The organism is Microcoleus sp. POL10_C6 (genome assembly GCF_036701585.1).
In the GTDB taxonomy this organism is placed as follows: Bacteria; Cyanobacteriota; Cyanobacteriia; order Cyanobacteriales; family Microcoleaceae; genus Microcoleus.
Window position 1 is genome coordinate 112,628 of sequence record NZ_JAUBRB010000001.1, and the last position, 18,971, is coordinate 131,598.

The following is an 18,971-nucleotide window of genomic DNA, read 5'->3' on the forward strand; positions in this document are numbered from 1 at the left end:
ACGGTATAAATTATGTCACAAAGATGGCACAAAAGCAAACTGTTCAACAAGAGCAACAAAATAAATTTTACCGCACTGAGCAATTGTTTTCAGTTCAATGCGTTGGGCGATCCTCTTCCAGGGCTTCGCCAACGTATTTTACGATTATTCAGTCTAGCCCTAATTCTCTTAACTGTTTCCACAGCTTGCGCCCCCCCTCCCGCAGTTGGAAAAGACCGCTCTTTTCCAGAAATGTCCCTAGAATTTTTGGGCGACTACCAATTGCCAAAAATGAATTTTGAAGGAGTACCAGTCGGCGGTTTGTCAGGAATTACCTACGATCCGAAAGGTATTAGTGCAGTCACTTCCAAAGCTTATCGCTTTTACGCTCTTTCCGACGACCCCAGCGAAAACGGAGAAGCGAGATTTTACAGTCTCAGACTCGACCTCACATCAAGTGATCCCGGCAATATTCGCTTGAAAAAAGTTACCGTTGAAGGCGTTACCTCCCTCAAAAAAGCAGACGGTGAAACCTTCTCTTGGGGCTCCATCAATCCCGAAGGCATCGCCCTTTCTCCCCGCAACTCAGTATTTGTCGCCAGCGAAGGCGTTACTCATGTGGGCATACCTCCTTTTATCGGAGAATTCGACATCAAAACCGGGCAAATGCGGGGAAATTTGCCCATACCAAAGCGCTATATTCCCGATGCCAGCGATGAAAAACAGCAGCAAGGAGTTGTGGACAATTTAGGTTTTGAATCTTTAACCATCGACCCAGAAACTTTTAGTCCAGGCGGTCTCGATCCGTTTCGTTTGTTCGCAGCTACGGAAGCGCCGTTAATGCAAGATTTAGACCCCGAACAGGCAAGTAAACTCCGTATTTTACATTATATCATCGTCGATAAAACGCCGCAATTAGTCTCAGAAAATCTTTACAATCTCGACCAAGTTCCCATGACTATTTTGAACGGTTTAACAGAATTAGTAACTGTCGGTAGCGGTCAGATTCTGAGTTTAGAACGTTCTTTTGGGCTGTCGGGATACAGCGCTAGGATTTATCAAGTAGCGGTTGGGGCGGCTACAGATACTTCGAGAATCCAGAGTTTTAAAGGGCGAGTGGCGGTGGAACCTGTTAAGAAAAAGTTGCTCCTAGACTTAAGCGAACTCGGAATTCCGCTGTACAATTTAGAGGGGATGACCCTCGGCCCGCGCTTGCCAGATGGCAGCCAGAGTCTAGTTTTGGTCAGCGATGACAATTTTGATGAAGCGCAGAAAACTCAGTTTATCTTGTTGAGTTTGAAGGGCAAAGGTTAAGTTAGAAGGGCGGGCTAGGAGCAACGGCCCACCCCACAAAAAGATTTATTCTTTGTGAAACAGGCCCGCAAGCCTGTTTATGAAAACAGTAGAAAAAAATTCACTCTTTGTGGAACAGGCATCTTGCCTGTTCATAAAAAAGTTAAATCAAATTTATCCAAATATAAAACCCCATAATCATGCCAACTCGTAACACTTTGCACTTACCAGAAATCGAGCTTTCATACCTAGAATGGAAGCCAGAAACAGGGAAAACCAAAGTTCCGCGTTTGCTATTGTTACACGGTTTAGCAGATAGTGCTTGTGTCTGGACTAACTTGGGCGATTATTTGTCGAACCGCTATCATATTGTAGCGCCAGATATGCGCGGACACGGAGAGAGTAGCAAACCGAAAACAGGCTATACTTTTGAAAGTGCGATCGCAGATTTAGAAGCTTTGATGGCACATCTCAATTGGTCTGACGCACACATTTTAGGACATTCTTGGACGGGAAAACTAGCACCGATTTGGGCGAGGCAAAATCCCGATCGCTTTTGCAGTATGATTTTAGTAGACCCCATCTTCATCACCAAACTGCCCGCCGCGATGAAACTCACCCTGCCAATTGTTTACCGAAAATTAGACTGTCTCAAATGTGTGGGCCCGTTTGCGACTTTAGCCCAAGCAGAAGCAGCAGCAAAACAATCGGGAGAATACGCAGATTGGAGTGACGTGCAGCAAATGGTATTCCAAAACCAAATCGAACAAAAATCTGACGGAAATTGGGGCAGTAAATTTACAATTGCAGCCAGAAATCAGATATTTGCAGAAGTGATGAAAGTTGCGGGTTTAACTGAAAATATTGAGATACCGACTTTGTTTGTACAGCCGGAAAAAGGCGTAAATCGCATGGCTTGGCAAATGCAGCCATACAAGAGATACTTGAAAAATCTTACCGTTGCAAAAGTACCGGGGAACCACTGGTCTTTTTTGACTCAACCAGAAACTTTTAATCAAACTGTGGCAGATTTTTTAGAGGGTACAAGACAGTGAATTTAGAAATTATTGCACATCGGGGATTTTCGGCGATCGCCCCTGAGAATACTTTAGCAGCTTTTGAACTGGCGATCGCCCGTGGAGCTCATTCGATCGAATTTGACATCCAGCTATCCGCCGACAACGTACCAGTGATTTTTCACGACGCCACATTAGATAGAATCACGGGAGTTTCTGGCAAAGTTAGGGAAACAACCCTGTCTGAATTGCAAACACTTAATGCAGGAAAATGGTTTAGCGAGAAATTTTCACAAGAAAAAATTCCTACTTTAAAAGAATCATTAACCATACTCAAAAAGGTTGACAAATTTCTTTACTTTGATGTCAAACCTCACTGCGAGTGGTCTGACGCAGATGTCGCGGCTTTTGTCAACTGTTTGAAGGACGAAGAAATCCAACACAAATGCGTTATTACCTCCTTTAACGCTGGATTTCTGGAACAAGTGCGGCGGCTATCTGGCGATTTGGCGATCGGACATATTGTTGCTAATCTAGAAGCGTACAAAACTCAATTAGCTCAAGCTGTGACCTATCAGGATAATTTGATTAGCAGCCAGTATCGCGTTTTGCTGGAAAACCCCGCACTAATTCAAGAAAGCCGGAGTCAGGGAGTTGACATTGTGGCCTGGACGGTGGACGATCGAGCAGATATGCAAAAGTTAATTGATTTGGGTATAACGCGGATAGTCACTAATTGTTTGATATAATCTTTTTAACTTGATGTCTTGCACCATGATCAAGAACGGGCAAGATGCCCGTTCCACAAAACTCAATATATCTTGCACCATGATCAAGAACGGGCAAGATGCCCGTTCCACAAAACTCAATTAATAGATGAATTATTTTCGCAAAAGCATCCACGAAATGTCTGGCTATGTGCCGGGGGAACAGCCACCGCTAGGCACAAAAATTATTAAACTAAATTCTAATGAAAATCCCTATCCACCTTCTCCCAAAGCCTTAAAAGTGCTTCAGGAAATAGACGGAGAAATGCTGCGGCGCTATCCAGATCCAACTGGCAAAAGTTTCCGCATTGCTGCTAGTCAAGTTTTAGGAGTACCTGACGATTGGATTGCGGTAGGTAACGGCAGCGACGATTTATTAAACTTGATAGTTCGCGCTGTGGGGGAAGCCGGTAAACCAGTGGTTTGTCCCGCGCCTACCTATGTATTGTACCGCACATTGGCAGAAATTCAAGAGGCAGAATTTGTCGAAGTTCCTTATCCCGACGACTACAAGTTACCAGTCGATTTGCTAATAGCAGCCCAGGGTGCAGTGACATTTGTAGCTTCGCCAAACAGTCCATCGGGAACAGCCATATCTGTTGCAGATTTGGAGAAGCTGGCTAAAGAGTTATCGGGTATTCTTGTTATCGACGAAGCTTATGTAGATTTTGCCGAAGAAAATGCTTTGAACTTGACAGGAAAGTACAGTAATGTTATAGTTTTGAGGACGCTTTCCAAAGGTTATTCCCTAGCAGGATTGAGGCTGGGTTTTGCCATAGCAAATCCGGCGCTGCTGGCTGAATTAAATAAAGTCAAAGACAGCTACAATGTGGATGCTTTAGCCTATGCAGTGGCGGCGGGTGCGATCGCAGATCAAGACCACAAAATAGCCAACGCCGAAAAGATTAAGGATTCCAGAGCAAAACTAGCCGTTAGCTTCCAGGAATTAGGCTTTGACGTTTGGCCCTCGCAAACCAACTTTTTGTTAGTGCGGCCGCCAAACGGCGATGCAGAAAGAATTTATCAAACAATGAAAGTACGGGGAATATTGATTCGATACTTCAATCAGCCGCGATTAGAAGACAAATTGCGGATTAGTGTAGGTACGGAGGAACAGAATCAAATCTTAGTTAAAACCTTGAAAGAAATCCTATAAATAACGATCGCACTAAAATTAGTTTCTAGTGATGACTTTAGTCCTATGATTGGTATGAAGACTTGCATTCCTCACGACAAACAGCTTGATTACGGATAATTATTAGGATTATCACTAGCCAACCCTGCCGACTGAGCAATATCCAGCAATCTGTTGTCCGCCGAAACAAAAATTAGTTGAGTTTCGGGCATTGATGTTAAAACAGATTGAACGCGCAAAGCAGCCGCCAATTGCACAGCATCATAAGCCCGCAGTGGATATTGAACAATCAGTTCACCCGCCCTTTCAACCAGTGCCATATCAACTTCGATAACTCTATACCGACTATTGAATTCCGAGCGAAATTTTTGAATAAGTGCAGCCACTTCCGCAGCAGTTATACCGCCTTCACGTTGTCTGCGTGCAAAAGCACTAAGAACTTCCACCCAGGTGATGCGGACTACAAGCAGCGAGTTACCAGTCTGGGAATCCGTGAGCGTCTTGATCCAAGGGCTGCCAATTTCAACGACATATCTTTTGATGAGGGCGCTGCTATCCAAAAAATAAATGTTTACCACGGGCCGCGATCCTCGATAATCATTTCCGATAGAGGCTTGCCCGGTTTTGCCCCTAACCTTTTAGCCAATTCATACACATCTTCATCAGTGACAGCCTCGACGTTATGGGGATTGTTAGGTAGTGGAGTCACCAATCCTCGGTCAACTAAAAACTGGATTGCCAATTCTGCCTGCTTTTTTGGGTCATCTGGCCAGAGTTGAATCTGCACAGTTTCCCCATCATTCAATGACAAAGGACTCAAGGGACGAAAAACCCCGTTTTCGTAGATAGCAGTAATAGTTTCTGGCATAATTAGCCTCTTAATTAAATACTTTGACTTATTGTACTTCTTTTAATTACTTCGTTGCCACCACAGCCAAGTTCCAAGCCAATCGCTTCATCAAAGGCAACTTCTTCAAAAAGCCATCCCACCCTTCTAACCGAGAATATTCCGGTTTCAATCTCTCTTGTTCAATGATAATCTTTTTCCAATAACGCTCCTCATTGGGATGCACTTTTTCGATTAAATAAAAGCGTAAAAAAATCCAAAGCGATGTCAGCCAAAACGTATCGTAAGCCGTCTCCGAAAACAAAGATTGAACAAGTTTCACAATATTAATATCCAAAGGACTTTCATCCTCCGTCCGCACCTCAGTCGCCATCCTACGGTAAACATTAATCACCGGATTGTGCTTCATCGGGTCCCAAAAACAAGCTTTACCCCCAGGCTTCAGCACGCGGTGCATTTCGCGAATTGCCTTTTCAGGTTCCGGCAAATGGTGCAACAAATTAGAAGCGTAAACAATATCAAAACTATTATCCGGGAAATCCATGGCCATTGCATTCACCGTGCAGCCGTCTATTTTGACGCCGTTTTTCTCAGCCAATTTCAGAGCAACTTCTACCATGCCCTGAGAATAGTCCGCCGCGACACAATTGGCGCCTTTTTTAGCAAAATAAACGCTATTTTCTCCCGCGCCGCAGCCTAAATCTAACAGGCGTTTGCCTGTAATATCGCCCATTTGCTGGACGATAAATCTATTTTCTGGGGCGGTACAAGCTTCAAAGTAATCATTAACTCGAATGCCGTCAATATCGATTGTGGATGCCCAAGCATCGTGGAATTGCCGCTCTTTTTTTAAAGTTTCTTCTTGCATTTTTCAAGAGTTGGTTATGAGTCAAAAAAAGTAATTTTAAACCGCAGATAAACCCGGATAAAGGCAGATTAATTGAGATTTATCTGCTTCGATCTAGGTTCGTCTGCGGTTTGTTTCAAGAAAAATGGCTGACAATAAATTTATCAGCGCTGTGCTTTTGCAACAACTTGATTTCCGATCGCAGTTGGCTGTTCCGAGGATTTTTCAGTAGTATGCTGCAATGCCTGATACAGGCGATTTAAAGCGCTGATGTATGCTTCTGCGGAGGCTACGATAATATCGGTATTTGCTGAGTGACCGGAAAATACTTTGCCTTCGTGGCGCAAGCGAATTGTTACTTCGCCGATCGCATCTATGCCCGCTGTTACCGATTGTACAGAAAACTCGATCAACTCGTTCGGTACGTTTACCACCCGGTTAATTGCCCTGTAAATCGCATCCACAGGCCCAGTGCCGATCGCAGCATCGGTCAATTCTTCCCCCGCCGGATTCCGCACAGTGACAGTTGCTGTCGGGCGAGATTTGTCGCCGCAGGAAACTTGCACCAATTCTAACCGGAACAGTTCCGGTGCTTGGTGCACTTCGTTATTGGCTATCGCCTCTAAATCCCAATCAGTAATCTCTTTTTTCTTGTCTGCCAAATCTTTAAACTTGACAAAAGCCTTATTTAGCTCATCGTCTGCCATTTCAAAACCCAACTCTTTCAAGCGAGTGTGAAATGCGTGGCGGCCGGATAATTTGCCCAAGACGATTTGATTTTCAGTTAAGCCGATCGACTCAGCGTCCATAATCTCGTATGTCCGCTTATTTTTCAGCACCCCATCTTGGTGAATTCCCGACTCGTGAGCAAAAGCATTTGCCCCGACAATCGCCTTATTTGGCTGCACCAACATCCCCGTCAAATTGGAAACCAACCGCGAGGTTTTATAAATTTGGCGCGAGTCAATATTTGTCAGCGGTTCCTCAGAATCTGCAGGCCGGCCCAAGAACGGATTATAATATTGGCGCCGCACGTAAAGCGCCATTACCAACTCTTCCAGAGCTGCATTTCCCGCCCGTTCGCCAATCCCGTTAATCGTACATTCTAACTGTCTGGCGCCATTTTTCACAGCTTCCAAAAAGTTAGCAACAGCCAATCCTAAGTCATTGTGACCGTGAACCGAAATAATTGCGCGATCGATATTCGGCACATTTTCCTTAATTCCCCGAATCAAAGCCCCAAACTCGCTCGGAGTCGTGTAGCCGACAGTATCGGGAATATTAACAGTAGTCGCACCCGCTGCGATCGCTCGTTCTAGAACCTGATACAAAAACTCCGGTTCCGATCGACAAGCATCTTCCGGCGAAAACTCCACATCATCCACAAAAGACTTAGCGTAAGCTACCATTTCCGGCACAATTTCCAGAACCTCAGCCCGCGTCTTTTTCAGCTTATACTCCAAGTGAATATCGGACGTGGCCAGAAACGTATGAATTCGCGAATTTACGGCGGGTTTCAGAGCCTCGGCTGCTGTTTTAATATCCTCCTTTCTCGCCCTCGCTAAACCGCAAATTGTCGGCCCATTTTCTGTGCCAACCGATCGGGCTATTTTTTGGACTGCCTCGAAATCTCCCGTGCTGGTGAAAGGGAAACCCGCTTCAATCACATCCACGCCCAATCTCGCTAACTGGCGAGCGATCGTCAGCTTTTCATCCACATTCAGAGATGCACCCGGAGATTGTTCTCCGTCTCGCAAAGTCGTATCGAAAATAATAATCCGGTCTTGACTTGGTTGAGTTTTCATAGCTCTAAAAAAGTGTTTTCCTGATTTTTACTTGTCCGTTTTTCTGGATTTTTAGCCTCCAGTCACCAGTCCCCTGTCTCGCGCCAATAACGAATAATTAATAACCCATAACCCATAACTACTGACTAATGACTGCTGACTAATGACTAATGACTAATAACTAATGACTAATGACTAATAACTACTGACTAATAATCCATCTTCTCGATATGTTCCCTAATTTCATTTAGGTCTATATACCTATCTGTAGCATTTCGTAACTCTCTAGCAATCATTCCTTCGGTTGATACCACAGTAATATGAGTATTTTTCGAGCGGAGCAGCTCGATCGCCCGCTCAAAATCCCCATCCCCGCTAAACAGCACAACTTGGTCGTATTGATCCACGGTATTAAACATATCAACCACAATTTCTATGTCTAAATTAGCCTTTTGAGAATATCTGCCCGAAGCATCGTCGTAATATTCCTTAAGAATTTTAGTGCGAACCGTGTAACCCAGACTGATCAAAGCATCTCGAAATCCCCTTTGATCTTGGGGGTCTTTGAGACCCGTATACCAGAAAGCATTGATCAAGATGACATTCGGCTGCGAAGTTTTGAAATATTCGAGCACCCTGCGAGGATCAAAAAACCAACCGTTCTTTTGTTGAGCGTAGAACATATTGTTCCCGTCCACAAAAATAGAAAGGCGGTTCATTAAGTTTGTCATAGAAACTTAGACCTAATAATTGTAGAAAGAAGTTAATCTAAATATCACATTTTAGCAACATGGAGCTAACTGAGGCAATAGATTAGACTTCAGAAAACTCCATCTCCCCAGTATTTCATATTTTCGGCTCTACCGCCAGAGGGTTCTTTTAACCCTGCTTGCATTTGAGCGAGGGGCCCTCACAAACTATACGCCTAGTAACTCAATACCGGCTGCCGTGTCAAGGTTAATGGCGCCTTCAAACTACCGTGCCCACCGCCCTACCGCCAAGCAGGCATACGCCCAGCGCATAGCAGTAGATTTTGCTCCCCTGATTTCATAGCGCAGACTACCTCCGCTCAAGCCTTTTTGCTTTCAAGAGCCCAGCGAGCTAACTCTGTCCGGTTGTGCAGACCTGTTTTGCCCAGCATATTGCTGACGTGGCTTTCGATTGTCCGCTGGCTGACATTCATCACGTCTGCGATCTGGCGGTTTGCCATACCCTGCGCTAGCAACTGTACGACCTTTAACTCAGTGGGAGTCAATTCGACATTGCGGCGCGCCTTAATTTTTGGGCCACTGTCCATACCGGGATTTGAGTGGCTAATCAAGCGGGATGCTGCTTTCAGAGAAGATTCCACTTGGGCCACCAGTTCTTCTGGTTCAAAAGGCTTGACTATATAAACGTCAGCCCCAGTGCTCAAGCCTTTTACTCGGTCTGAACTTTGACCTTTTGCGGACAAGAAAAGAACCGGAATCCAGCTCGTGCGAGGGTCTTCTCTGATGTGTTTGACTAAAGTGTAGCCATCCATTTCCGGCATCATCACGTCGCAGATCATCAAGTCGGGAACTTCTTGTTCTAGTTTTTCCAGAGCGTCTCTGCCGTTTTCTGCTGTAATGACGTTGTAACCCCGAAACTCCAAGTAGTCCTTGACCAGCAAGATCAAATTGGGGTCGTCGTCAACCAGCATCAGCCGTTTTTGTTCTCCTGAATTATTGTCCTTTGTCATGTTTATTCCCGCTAAAGTATCCCGCATACTTCCTTCTTTTCACTTCTGTTTTTTCGGTCAGTCCCCCGCCACCCGGCTGGGAGTGGAGGACGACGATCGACTGAAGGGATGGCGGTGAGGGAAAGCGGGGCGGGTATTACCGCTTCCCAACCTGTAATCGACGGCTGTTTCTGAGTGTCTTACGACCTGGAACGCAGCCAAAACCAGTAATGGACGATCGCCCTGTCAAGATCGGCCTTGATTGATTGGAGATTGCCTAACAGAGCGCAAGTTAAATATTTAATCTCGATCGGTTCAATTTCAGGTTAATGCCCCGGTTTTAAATGATACTTCTGATATAGAGAAATTTAAGCAGACTCCCTACTTACGTATTTAACTGTTTCTAGTGTAGTTTGGCAACCTGCTTAGTGTCTGCCACTGAGAAATTTTTGCACAAAATTTCACAGTTCCTCCGATCGATTTTTTTGGTGTACCTTTTGAGAAACACCAGAAACACGGGAAGCCACCCAGGGAAGACAAGAACCTAACTACAGTTTTATGGAGCTGTAGCAGGTGCGATTGCCCGCAAGCCAAACTGTCTCAAATTCTCACCCTTAACCTTAAATTTAACCTTTAATTATACCCATGTACTTTAACAGCGCTATAATTAGACGTTTTGCTCCGCCTCAGCAGGCACTGGCAAAGGATGAGTCAAGAAAGCGTATTCTTGAACGACCTTTGAGTTTAGGAGATGTTCCTGAATAATTCTCTCAATGACGGGTGGAGTAACGTCGCGATACCACACTCCGTCTGGATAGACTACCATAATCGGGCCAGACGCGCACACTCGCAGGCAATTGGCTTTGGTGCGAAAAACGCAGGTTGGTCGAGTGGCAGTTGGCTTGTCCAACCCCAATTCTTGCAAGCGTTTTTTTAAGTAATTCCACGCCTCCAGACTGGTTTGCCGAGCGCAGCACTTGGGCACGGTTTGGTCGGCACAGATAAAAATATGCCGCTCGATTTGAGCGATTCCCAGGCTTTGGACGCAAGCGCTCAAGCCTTGGCTGCAATATTCCTGGTTATTTTCTGTCATTTTATTCATCACTCAAAAGTAATTGGTTAGCGGTCTAAAGTCATCACCACAGCGTCCACTCCCAGGGCGGTTTCATTGTCTTGTAGGGGCTGCCCCCCGTGGCTGCCCCTACCTATGAAATAACCGAAAAATCGTCGGTGGGGAGGGTAGGCACGGGGGCACTACCCCTACAAAATCCTCGTTTTTTGGAGAATGAAACAGCCCTGCACTCCCCCCTCTCCTTCCCTTCAACTCATGCTCGGTTCGGGAACCCGTACTGACAACTAAGTTGCGATCGCCCCTTTCTAGAGCTAAATTAGCACTCAGGAGTCGAGAGTGCTAATATGTCAGTTGTAAGTAGTCCGCTGTTGCTTTCATCGTGACCCCTGACGACTGACGACAATCTGTAATCTGGAGATTTATTTATGGCAGCAGTATCACTGAGTGTTTCTACCGTTAAACCGTTAGGCGAGCGCGTGTTCGTAAAAGTAAGCGCTAGCGAAGAAAAAACCGCCGGCGGCATCCTTCTGCCCGACACAGCTAAGGAAAAGCCCCAAGTAGGCGAAGTCGCGGCCGTGGGCCCCGGCAAGCGCAATGACGACGGCACCCGCATTGAAATGGAAGTCAAAGTCGGCGACAAAGTTCTCTACTCGAAGTACGCCGGCACCGACATCAAACTCGGCACAGACGAATACGTCTTGCTTGCAGAAAAAGACATTCTGGCGATCGTTAACTAATTAATCATTAGTCATCAGTCCTTAGTCCTTAGTCCTTAGTCATCAGTCATTAGTTTAAAGCGAACGCCGCCAAACAACTAATGACACGGGACAAATGACTAAAATCCATCATCCCCCATCCAAAATCTCAAATCCTCTCATCCCCAAAAACTATGGCTAAGCGTATCATCTACAACGAAAATGCACGTCGCGCCCTCGAACGCGGTATGGACATTTTGGCCGAAGCAGTGGCCGTAACCCTCGGCCCCAAAGGCCGTAACGTGGTTCTCGAAAAGAAATTCGGAGCTCCTCAAATCGTCAATGACGGTGTTACCATCGCCAAAGAAATCGAACTAGAAGACCACGTAGAAAATACAGGCGTTGCCCTGATCCGTCAAGCAGCTTCCAAAACCAACGACGCAGCAGGCGACGGTACCACAACAGCTACCGTTTTGGCTCACGCCATGGTCAAAGAAGGTCTGCGTAACGTAGCAGCCGGCGCAAATGCGATCGCCCTCAAGCGCGGTGTTGACAAAGCAACCACGTTTTTGGTAGAAAAAATTGCCGAACACGCCAAACAAGTAGAAGATTCCAAAGCCATCGCTCAAGTCGGCTCCATCTCTGCTGGTAACGACGATGAAGTCGGCCAAATGATTGCCAACGCAATGGACAAGGTGGGCAAGGAAGGCGTGATTTCCCTGGAAGAAGGGAAGTCTATGACCACCGAATTGGAAATCACCGAAGGGATGCGCTTCGACAAAGGCTACATTTCTCCCTACTTTGTTACCGACACCGAACGGATGGAAGCGATTCTCGAAGAACCCTTCATCTTGCTGACAGACAAGAAAATCGGCTTGGTACAAGACTTAGTACCAGTGCTCGAACAAGTAGCCCGTTCCGGCCGCCCGCTGTTGATCATTGCAGAAGACATTGAGAAAGAAGCTTTAGCTACCCTCGTTGTCAACAAACTGCGCGGTGTGTTGAACGTGACTGCTGTTAAAGCACCTGGTTTTGGCGATCGACGCAAAGCCATGTTAGAAGATATCGCCGTATTGACCGGCGGTCAACTGATCACCGAAGATGCCGGTTTGAAACTGGAAAACACCAAGCTGGAAGTAATCGGCAAAGCTCGTCGCGTCACCATCACCAAAGACAGCACCACAATTGTTGCCGAAGGTAACGAAGTCGCAGTCAAATCTCGCTGCGAACAAATTCGCCGTCAAATGGACGAAACCGAGTCTTCCTACGACAAAGAAAAGCTGCAAGAACGTTTGGCCAAATTGGCTGGTGGCGTCGCAGTCATCAAAGTCGGCGCGGCTACCGAAACAGAAATGAAGGATCGCAAACTGCGTCTTGAAGATGCGATCAACGCAACCAAAGCTGCTGTCGAAGAAGGAATTGTTCCTGGCGGCGGTACAACTTTGGCTCACCTGACTCCTCAATTAGAAGAGTGGGCTAACAGCAGCCTGAAGGGCGAAGAATTGACCGGTGCTTTGATTGTGGCACGGGCTCTGGCTGCTCCTCTGAAGCGGATTGCTGAAAATGCTGGTTTGAATGGCGCTGTGATTGCTGAGCGCGTCAAAGAAAAGCCGTTCAACGTTGGTTTCAACGCAGCGACAAATGAGTTTGTCGATATGTTTGAAGCTGGTATCGTTGACCCTGCGAAGGTAACTCGTTCTGCTCTGCAAAATGCCGCATCTATTGCTGGTATGGTGCTGACAACCGAGTGCATCGTCGTTGACAAGCCTGAACCGAAGGATGGCGCTGCTGCAGGCGCTGGCGGCGGCATGGGCGGTGGCGACTTCGATTACTAATCGATAGTTTGATGGGGCGGGCTTTAGGGCCCGCCCTGTTATATTGGTAACAGTTTTTAGTGTTAGGTATAACTTTAACTCTGAAGATAAATTAATTAAATTATTTTTTTCCTCAAAACGCAAGGTCACAACCTAATGGCCAAACCCTGCGTTTATATAAAAACTAGGAATTTTAAAATGGCTAAAACAAATGTGGAGATAATTCCCAACGAAGCCTTAGTAGTTCGTGATGGTCGTAATCATCCAGAAGATATTCAACGTGCCATAGGAACCCACCCCAGCGGCCTCACGGGAATTTCTGTAGAATGTGCAGTAGAATTGTCTGTAGCAGAATTAGCATTAGCAATCCCTCACAGACAAGTGGGTGTTACCACAGTGGCTAAAGTTCGCTCGGAAGGTGGAGATGTCATCCGTACTTCTGGCAGAAGTTTAAATCATGCAACTCTCACTGGCTTAACACCAGAAAAAGCAAGTCTTCTGCTGATACCAACGATTCCTAACCCATCTAGGACTTAGGCAACTGGCACATAGATTAGGGTGCGTCAGACCCTCAAACCCTGGTTATATTAATCCATCACTTCGTCTGACGCACCCTACAAGCTCATCTAAGTGAGTCAGTTGCGTAAATCTCCCCTCAAAAAATTTATCTTAAGTGTCGTAATAAATATGAGTTCTCCTAGAATCTTTGCAGACTTTCATAATGCTGATAAACAGAGTCGCCTTCGTCTGAATTGTGTTGGTACAATTGAAGATTTGAGCCGCCAAAATATTAAATTGCAAAATGGTCAATTGCTCACCCTCTATAGCGAAGAATTAGAAGTGGATGGCGTAGTGCAATATTCTGAAGAGGAAAGTCTTTGGGTGGCAGCAATTGATTGGGAGCAAATTAGACAAGTAGAGGATATGCTTCTTCCAGCAACTGTCTAGTTAGGGATTGCTAAATATTCGTCCTTGGGAATGGAAATAACATGAATCTATCATTTAAAGATTTCAGGTTTATTATAGAAGCCATTGAACATCAAATCAATGCCTATCAAGAACGTTTGCAAGTAATTGAAGATGTAGATGAGGATGAGGCTGCCGATCTAGGGAACGATATTAAATTTTTAGAGCTTCTCCACGCAGACATGACGACAACTTTAGAGCAGAATACCAAACCTTTAAGTTCTGATGATAGTTTTTTGCCCTATCGAAATGATAATTATTCGGAAAATTCACAAGATTTATCTTTTCAAGAATTAGTAAAATTAACGCTTAAATTGTCAGTTAGCGAGCGGTTATTTCTAGTAGAGGCTATTACCTCGTCTGTGCGTCAGGAAGTTACTATCAGCCAATAATCAGCCAATAATAGCATTTTTAGAAGTTTGTTATGATGATATTTTGATTATAGCAACCGCCATGAAACTTTACCACACTCCCATTTCCGCCAACTCCCGCCGCGTCTGGATCGCCCTCTTAGAAAAAAACCTCGACTTTGAATTAGTAGAAATCCACTTGGACGGCGATCACTTGCAGCCAGACTTTATCGCAATGAATCCTTTTCACCGCGTCCCTGTTTTGGTGGATGATGACTTCACTGTCGTCGAGTCTTTAGCAATTCTTGACTATCTAGAAGCGAAGTATCCAGAACCGGCAATGCTGCCAAAAGATGCCAAAGATTTGGCAGTTGTGAAGATGGTAGAATTGGTCACGGTTAACGAACTTGCGCCGGCACTTTACCCCCTCAGCAGTGAAAAAATGGGATGGGGAACTCCCCAACCGCAGGAAATCGCAAAGGCTAAGGAAAAAGTCGATACAGTGTTGAAATTCTTTGAAGGTTTGTTGGACGATCGCCCTTTTTTCGCTAGCAACAGTCTGACGTTTGCCGAGTGCGTTGCCGGCACCGTCGTGCCCTTGCTATCTTGGGTTGGTGTGTCCCTAGACGGCTATCCTAAAATTCAAGCTTGGTGCGATCGACTGCTTGCCCGCCCCTCATGGCAGCAAACTCAATTCACCGAGGCAGATTTGGCGGCTTTCGCATCTCGGAGACAAAAATTTCTCGCACAATCTGAAGCCTCCTGAACCAATCAATTGTGAAGCGATCGCTTTTTTTCCTAGCTGTTTTTGCCTGCATCCAAATTCCCATCGCAGCAATGGGGCAGCCCGCCGCCCGATCAAACTACGAACCAATTAACGTCAAACAGTTCCTGGGCGATCGCAAAATTACCGTCTCCAACCCCAAAGATATCGCAGCAAAACTCTTTAGCAGTGACCGAGAATCTGAAGGCCGAAAAAGCGACCAAATTGCAGTTGAATATCCCACGGGAGAAACAGCAGTAATTGTGCATACAGTCGTCGGTTTAGCTGACGATTCTGTTGCTGCAATGCGACACCGCATCGAACTCAGACTCAGGCAAAATAAGTGGGAAATTGTCTGGATTGGCCGACAATCCAAGTGTCAACCAAATCGCGGACACCAAAATTGGACAAGCGGCCGCTGTCAGTAGAAAGGTCGATCGGCTTTTTGCTTAAATTTATTCACCCCGCCTTCATTGCGAGGAAGGAAGCTAGGACTTTACGCAACCAATGATGAAAAACAGAGGCACAGAAAGATTCGCTACCGCTGGCTGCCGACAGAAATAAGTTATTCCTGCGTAAGTCCAGGAAGCAATCTGGGATCTGCGTTGTTTCCTGGCTGCGCCACAATAACTTAAAACTATTTTCGGTGTCGATCGCTCTTTTAGTCAAAAAGAGCGATCGAACTCAGAAGTTTACTTGCACATGATCAAATTTCCAGCCGAGATGAATCCGGGCACAGGGCCTGAAATCTCAAGCCAATTGCGCTCTTCTCCATTCTTATCTTTCACTAATTGGAAATTGGGAACAAGCGTTACTTGACCGTTAGCCGCTACGCTGCCTTTAACAGCAGAAGTCTTTGAAGGCTCCGCGCGGATAACTAGACCCTTCGGCGCTACGCGAGGTTCTACTTGGCGACACAGACTTACAGGGCCCACTGCTGGGGCTGGTGCTGGGGCTGGTGCTGGTGCTGGGGCTGGTGCTGGCGCTGGCGCTGGTGCTGGTGCTGGTGCTGGCGCTGGCGCTGGTGCTGGTGCTGGTGCTGGCGCTGGTGCTGGTGCTGGCGCTGGTGCTGGTGCTGGTACTGGTGCTGGTGCTGGTGCTGGTGCTGGCGCTGGTGCTGGCGCTGGCGCTGGTGCGGGACTTGGGGAAGGTGCCGGTGCAGGCGCTGGTGCAGGTGCTGGTGCTGGCGCTGGTGCTGGCGCTGGTGCGGGACTTGGGGAAGGAGTTTGACTAATTGTGCACGAACCTAAATTACTTTCGTCGTTGGGATAGCCACTAGCCACATACCCTGTGACGGGAGCGGTAATTTGAATCCAGAGGCGACCGTCGGAGGCTTTAACAGAAGTAGCACCTTGGGACAGCGTTACCTGTGTGTTAAGTGCTACCCCGCCAACTCTAGGGGATTTGGGGTCTGGGTTCTGACGAACCGTCAAACCTTCTTTGGGAGTGACTTTGCGGCAAAGGTTGCCAGCCTGGGCTATTTGAAACGTGGCGCTATCTTCAAAGGAAATATTTTCAGCATCTTGACTGACAGTGGATGTTGATGGGGCGGCAACAGCGATGGCATTCGCCTGCAAACTTCCGGCTACGATCGCGATCGCGCCCAGCAATGCAGCGGGTTTGTTCCAGCAATTCAAGTTTTTCATCCGTTCAAATCCTCACTTAACCACAATAATTATCTTAATTGCAGGTCAATATAGCAAAAAAATCGATTTGTCTTCCACAAAAAAGCTTTATATAACTTTTTTATGACCACAAGTCAAGTTTTATTGATATTATTTAATGTTTGGTGAGTTGAGCGAAGAGACATAAAGCTGCTACGCCTATAAATGGCTCATTATGGCAGAGCGGGATAGGGGGAGAAGGTCAGAGTGTCCGAGTCGGGGAATGGCAGAGGGGGAAAGTCAACAGTTAACTGTTTAAATGCGGGACAGTTTACTAGGAATCAAAGTCATGTGTTGTCCGCCAATATCTTGTCAGGTGTTCGTTAAACCATTTAGCTGCCTGTTGTTGCAGTTGAGTAGTATGGGGCTACATTTCAGGTGAATTCTTGGCAGCTTCGAGAGCGAGATTGTGCTGGACATGCTCCAAGATTCAGATTGACCAAGAATTTCTTGATGGTGCAAGCCCCCGGATTTATCCGTGGAATCAATCCCAAATCGAAAATCGAAAATCCTCAAGCCCCCCGCATTTATCCGTGGGGTCGCCTCTAAAATCTAAAATCTAAAATCTAAAATCGATTGACAGGCGATTGGCGCGATCGACCCCATCGTCGCAGTGGGGTGTCGGAAGCCGGATACAGTTCTTCGATCTCGCTGACATAACTCCATTGTCGATCGTACCTTACTTAAAATTGTGGTAAACAGCACCAATCGCTAGCATTGACCCGAGGGCTGGCGTCAATTTGATAAAATCTTCCAAAACGGAAACTTATCGGCTTGAGGCACAGTTGTGTTTTTCTGGCTAAAGTCGCCCCGCCATCAGCGACAGTTGCTGTAGCTGTTTGCAACCGATTTTGTTCCTGTGGAGACAACCAGCACAAAACCTCCGAACAAAAGCAGCCCGCTCACATCAGAAACCAAATATTTGCGCCAATTCTGATTTAATTATATTGCTATAGCAACCGCACTCGATGTTTAGGAGGTTTTCAATTGCTAAAACTAATGCGGTGATTCCTGCGGAATGGGAGCATATTAATGATAGGAAAAATCTTTTTTTCGCAGGGCGATGGCGATTAGCGCACGTACAAGGAGAGGAAAAGCCCAACGAATCTCCTCCCTTCTTCCTTCTTTCCCAAATAACTAAAGCCTTCTCTCTCAGAGAGTTAAAGCTTTCTTCCTTCTGCTATATAATAACCAAAGCGTTAAATATTTTTGCAGTGACAATAACTACTAACAAAAAAGACGGCAAATCCTCTAAATATCCCTTTGACGGTCTATCTTTAGACGATCGCAATCCCGACTTCATTCAGCTTTTGTTGCCATTCTGGGAATGGCTGTACCGCTACTACTTCCGCGTACAAAGCGACGGCTGGCACCACGTGCCTGCCAGCGGAAAAATGCTCGTGGTTGGTTCTCACAACGGGGGACTCGCCGCTCCAGATATGTTTATGTTCCTATACGAATGGTTCCGCAGGTACGGAACGGAACGCTTGGCCTACGGATTGATGCACCCAACGGTTTGGCAAGTTTCTCCTGATGTTGCTAGCATGGCGGTTCAGTGTGGAGCCCTCAAGGCGCATCCGAAAATGGCGATCGCAGCTTTGCGGAAAAATGCCCCAGTTCTCGTCTATCCGGGCGGCGCTCAAGATGTTTTCCGCCCCCACCACTTGCGCGATCAAATCTACTTTGCCGGACGCAAGGGATTTATCAAATTAGCATTGCGAGAAGAAGTACCAATTGTACCAATTATATCGCACGGTGCTCACGATACTTTGATAGTTTTGGCAGATTTGTACGAACAAGCAAAGCAATTGCATGAATTGGGAATGCCGTGGCTATTTGGCATCGATCCGGTGGTATTGCCCGTGTATTTGGGATTGCCTTGGGGATTGAGTATTGGGCCTTTGCCAAACCTGCCTTTACCCGTGCAAATTCGGACTCGCGTGTGCGAACCGATTGTATTTGAGAGGTATGGTTCGGAGGCGGCGCGCGATCGCGATTACGTTGATGCTTGTTTCGAGCGAGTTACCGCCCAAATGCAAGAACAATTAGATTGTTTGGCTGGCAAGTAACGATTGCACAAGTCTAGATTATTCTCTGCAGCAGAAACCGATTTTTTTTACGACAAAATAGCGTGAGTCGCGAGGGATATGGGTAAAAAAAATGGTTTCTTGACTCTTATGGGTAAGTCGTGACTGCAAACAGTTTTTGAAATAAATCATTAGATTTATTTCAAAAACCGACAATTGCGGTACTAAATCGGATTTTACCCATCTTAATTAC

At 46.2% G+C, this 18,971-nt stretch carries 21 protein-coding genes; 14 read left to right on the top strand and 7 right to left on the bottom strand.

The features are described from left to right. The first annotated feature begins 12 nt into the window (after window positions 1-12). The 4 genes from QUA34_RS00440 (at window position 13) to hisC (ending at window position 4,211) form a co-directional block, all read left to right on the top strand. A complete protein-coding gene (locus QUA34_RS00440) occupies window positions 13-1,293 on the top strand; it encodes an esterase-like activity of phytase family protein (RefSeq protein ID WP_333383166.1) in 1,281 nt (426 codons plus the stop codon). A 179-nt stretch (window positions 1,294-1,472) separates the two neighbouring features. Then, complete coding sequence (locus QUA34_RS00445) at window positions 1,473-2,327, top strand: alpha/beta hydrolase (protein ID WP_333383167.1); 855 nt, start codon at window positions 1,473-1,475, stop codon at window positions 2,325-2,327. Further along, window positions 2,324-3,037, top strand: a complete 714-nt coding sequence (locus QUA34_RS00450; protein WP_333383170.1) for a glycerophosphodiester phosphodiesterase family protein — start codon at window positions 2,324-2,326, stop codon at window positions 3,035-3,037. Before QUA34_RS00445 ends, QUA34_RS00450 begins: the two co-directional genes overlap by 4 nt. Before the next feature lie 127 nt (window positions 3,038-3,164). After that, complete coding sequence (gene hisC, locus QUA34_RS00455) at window positions 3,165-4,211, top strand: histidinol-phosphate transaminase (RefSeq protein ID WP_333383172.1); 1,047 nt, start codon at window positions 3,165-3,167, stop codon at window positions 4,209-4,211. A gap of 89 nt (window positions 4,212-4,300) precedes the next feature. On the opposite strand, the gene QUA34_RS00460 is transcribed toward hisC, so the two are convergent. The 7 genes from QUA34_RS00460 to QUA34_RS00490 form a co-directional block, all read right to left on the bottom strand. Continuing rightward, a complete protein-coding gene (locus QUA34_RS00460; protein ID WP_333383174.1) occupies window positions 4,301-4,768 on the bottom strand; it encodes a type II toxin-antitoxin system VapC family toxin in 468 nt (155 codons plus the stop codon). Then, window positions 4,762-5,058 carry an antitoxin family protein gene (locus QUA34_RS00465; protein ID WP_333081106.1) on the bottom strand — a complete coding sequence of 99 codons (297 nt, stop codon included), beginning with the start codon at window positions 5,056-5,058 and terminating at the stop codon, window positions 4,762-4,764. Before QUA34_RS00465 ends, QUA34_RS00460 begins: the two co-directional genes overlap by 7 nt. 46 nt (window positions 5,059-5,104) lie before the next feature. Then, window positions 5,105-5,905 (bottom strand): class I SAM-dependent methyltransferase, encoded by an 801-nt coding sequence (locus QUA34_RS00470; RefSeq protein WP_333383177.1) that lies wholly within the window; start codon window positions 5,903-5,905, stop codon window positions 5,105-5,107. Window positions 5,906-6,048: 143 nt separating this feature from the next. Continuing rightward, the gene (locus QUA34_RS00475; RefSeq protein WP_333323860.1) at window positions 6,049-7,689 is read right to left on the bottom strand and encodes a 2-isopropylmalate synthase; all 1,641 of its coding nucleotides are present in this window, start codon (window positions 7,687-7,689) and stop codon (window positions 6,049-6,051) included. Between the two features lie 188 nt (window positions 7,690-7,877). After that, window positions 7,878-8,399, bottom strand: a complete 522-nt coding sequence (locus tag QUA34_RS00480; protein ID WP_006633075.1) for a LabA-like NYN domain-containing protein — start codon at window positions 8,397-8,399, stop codon at window positions 7,878-7,880. Between the two features lie 338 nt (window positions 8,400-8,737). After that, a complete protein-coding gene (locus tag QUA34_RS00485; RefSeq protein ID WP_333081102.1) occupies window positions 8,738-9,388 on the bottom strand; it encodes a response regulator transcription factor in 651 nt (216 codons plus the stop codon). A 646-nt stretch (window positions 9,389-10,034) separates the two neighbouring features. Next, window positions 10,035-10,460, bottom strand: coding sequence for a ferredoxin (locus QUA34_RS00490; protein ID WP_333383180.1), 426 nt, complete (start codon window positions 10,458-10,460; stop codon window positions 10,035-10,037). A 404-nt stretch (window positions 10,461-10,864) separates the two neighbouring features. Here QUA34_RS00490 and groES point away from each other — a divergent pair, with 404 nt between their 5' ends. The 10 genes from groES to QUA34_RS00540 all read left to right on the top strand — a co-directional run bounded on the left by groES (window position 10,865) and on the right by QUA34_RS00540 (window position 18,760). Continuing rightward, on the top strand, window positions 10,865-11,176 hold the full coding sequence (gene groES / locus QUA34_RS00495; protein WP_332945088.1) for a co-chaperone GroES: 312 nt from the start codon (window positions 10,865-10,867) through the stop codon (window positions 11,174-11,176). A 152-nt stretch (window positions 11,177-11,328) separates the two neighbouring features. Next, window positions 11,329-12,969 carry a chaperonin GroEL gene (groL, locus tag QUA34_RS00500; protein ID WP_333081100.1) on the top strand — a complete coding sequence of 547 codons (1,641 nt, stop codon included), beginning with the start codon at window positions 11,329-11,331 and terminating at the stop codon, window positions 12,967-12,969. Window positions 12,970-13,146: 177 nt separating this feature from the next. Continuing rightward, window positions 13,147-13,485, top strand: a complete 339-nt coding sequence (locus tag QUA34_RS00505; RefSeq protein ID WP_333383183.1) for a flavoredoxin — start codon at window positions 13,147-13,149, stop codon at window positions 13,483-13,485. 150 nt (window positions 13,486-13,635) lie between these two features. Further along, window positions 13,636-13,896 (top strand): hypothetical protein, encoded by a 261-nt coding sequence (locus QUA34_RS00510; RefSeq protein WP_333383186.1) that lies wholly within the window; start codon window positions 13,636-13,638, stop codon window positions 13,894-13,896. 41 nt (window positions 13,897-13,937) lie between these two features. Further along, a complete protein-coding gene (locus QUA34_RS00515) occupies window positions 13,938-14,306 on the top strand; it encodes a hypothetical protein (RefSeq protein WP_333383188.1) in 369 nt (122 codons plus the stop codon). 61 nt (window positions 14,307-14,367) lie between these two features. Continuing rightward, window positions 14,368-15,030, top strand: a complete 663-nt coding sequence (locus QUA34_RS00520; RefSeq protein WP_333383191.1) for a glutathione S-transferase family protein — start codon at window positions 14,368-14,370, stop codon at window positions 15,028-15,030. 11 nt (window positions 15,031-15,041) lie between these two features. After that, window positions 15,042-15,455: a hypothetical protein gene (locus QUA34_RS00525; RefSeq protein WP_333383194.1), complete on the top strand. Its 414-nt coding sequence runs from the start codon at window positions 15,042-15,044 to the stop codon at window positions 15,453-15,455. A 518-nt stretch (window positions 15,456-15,973) separates the two neighbouring features. Next, window positions 15,974-16,261, top strand: coding sequence for a hypothetical protein (locus QUA34_RS00530; RefSeq protein WP_333383197.1), 288 nt, complete (start codon window positions 15,974-15,976; stop codon window positions 16,259-16,261). Between the two features lie 326 nt (window positions 16,262-16,587). Further along, window positions 16,588-16,779, top strand: coding sequence for a hypothetical protein (locus QUA34_RS00535; protein ID WP_333383200.1), 192 nt, complete (start codon window positions 16,588-16,590; stop codon window positions 16,777-16,779). A 1,126-nt stretch (window positions 16,780-17,905) separates the two neighbouring features. After that, complete coding sequence (locus QUA34_RS00540; protein WP_333383203.1) at window positions 17,906-18,760, top strand: lysophospholipid acyltransferase family protein; 855 nt, start codon at window positions 17,906-17,908, stop codon at window positions 18,758-18,760. Window positions 18,761-18,971: the final 211 nt, after the last annotated feature.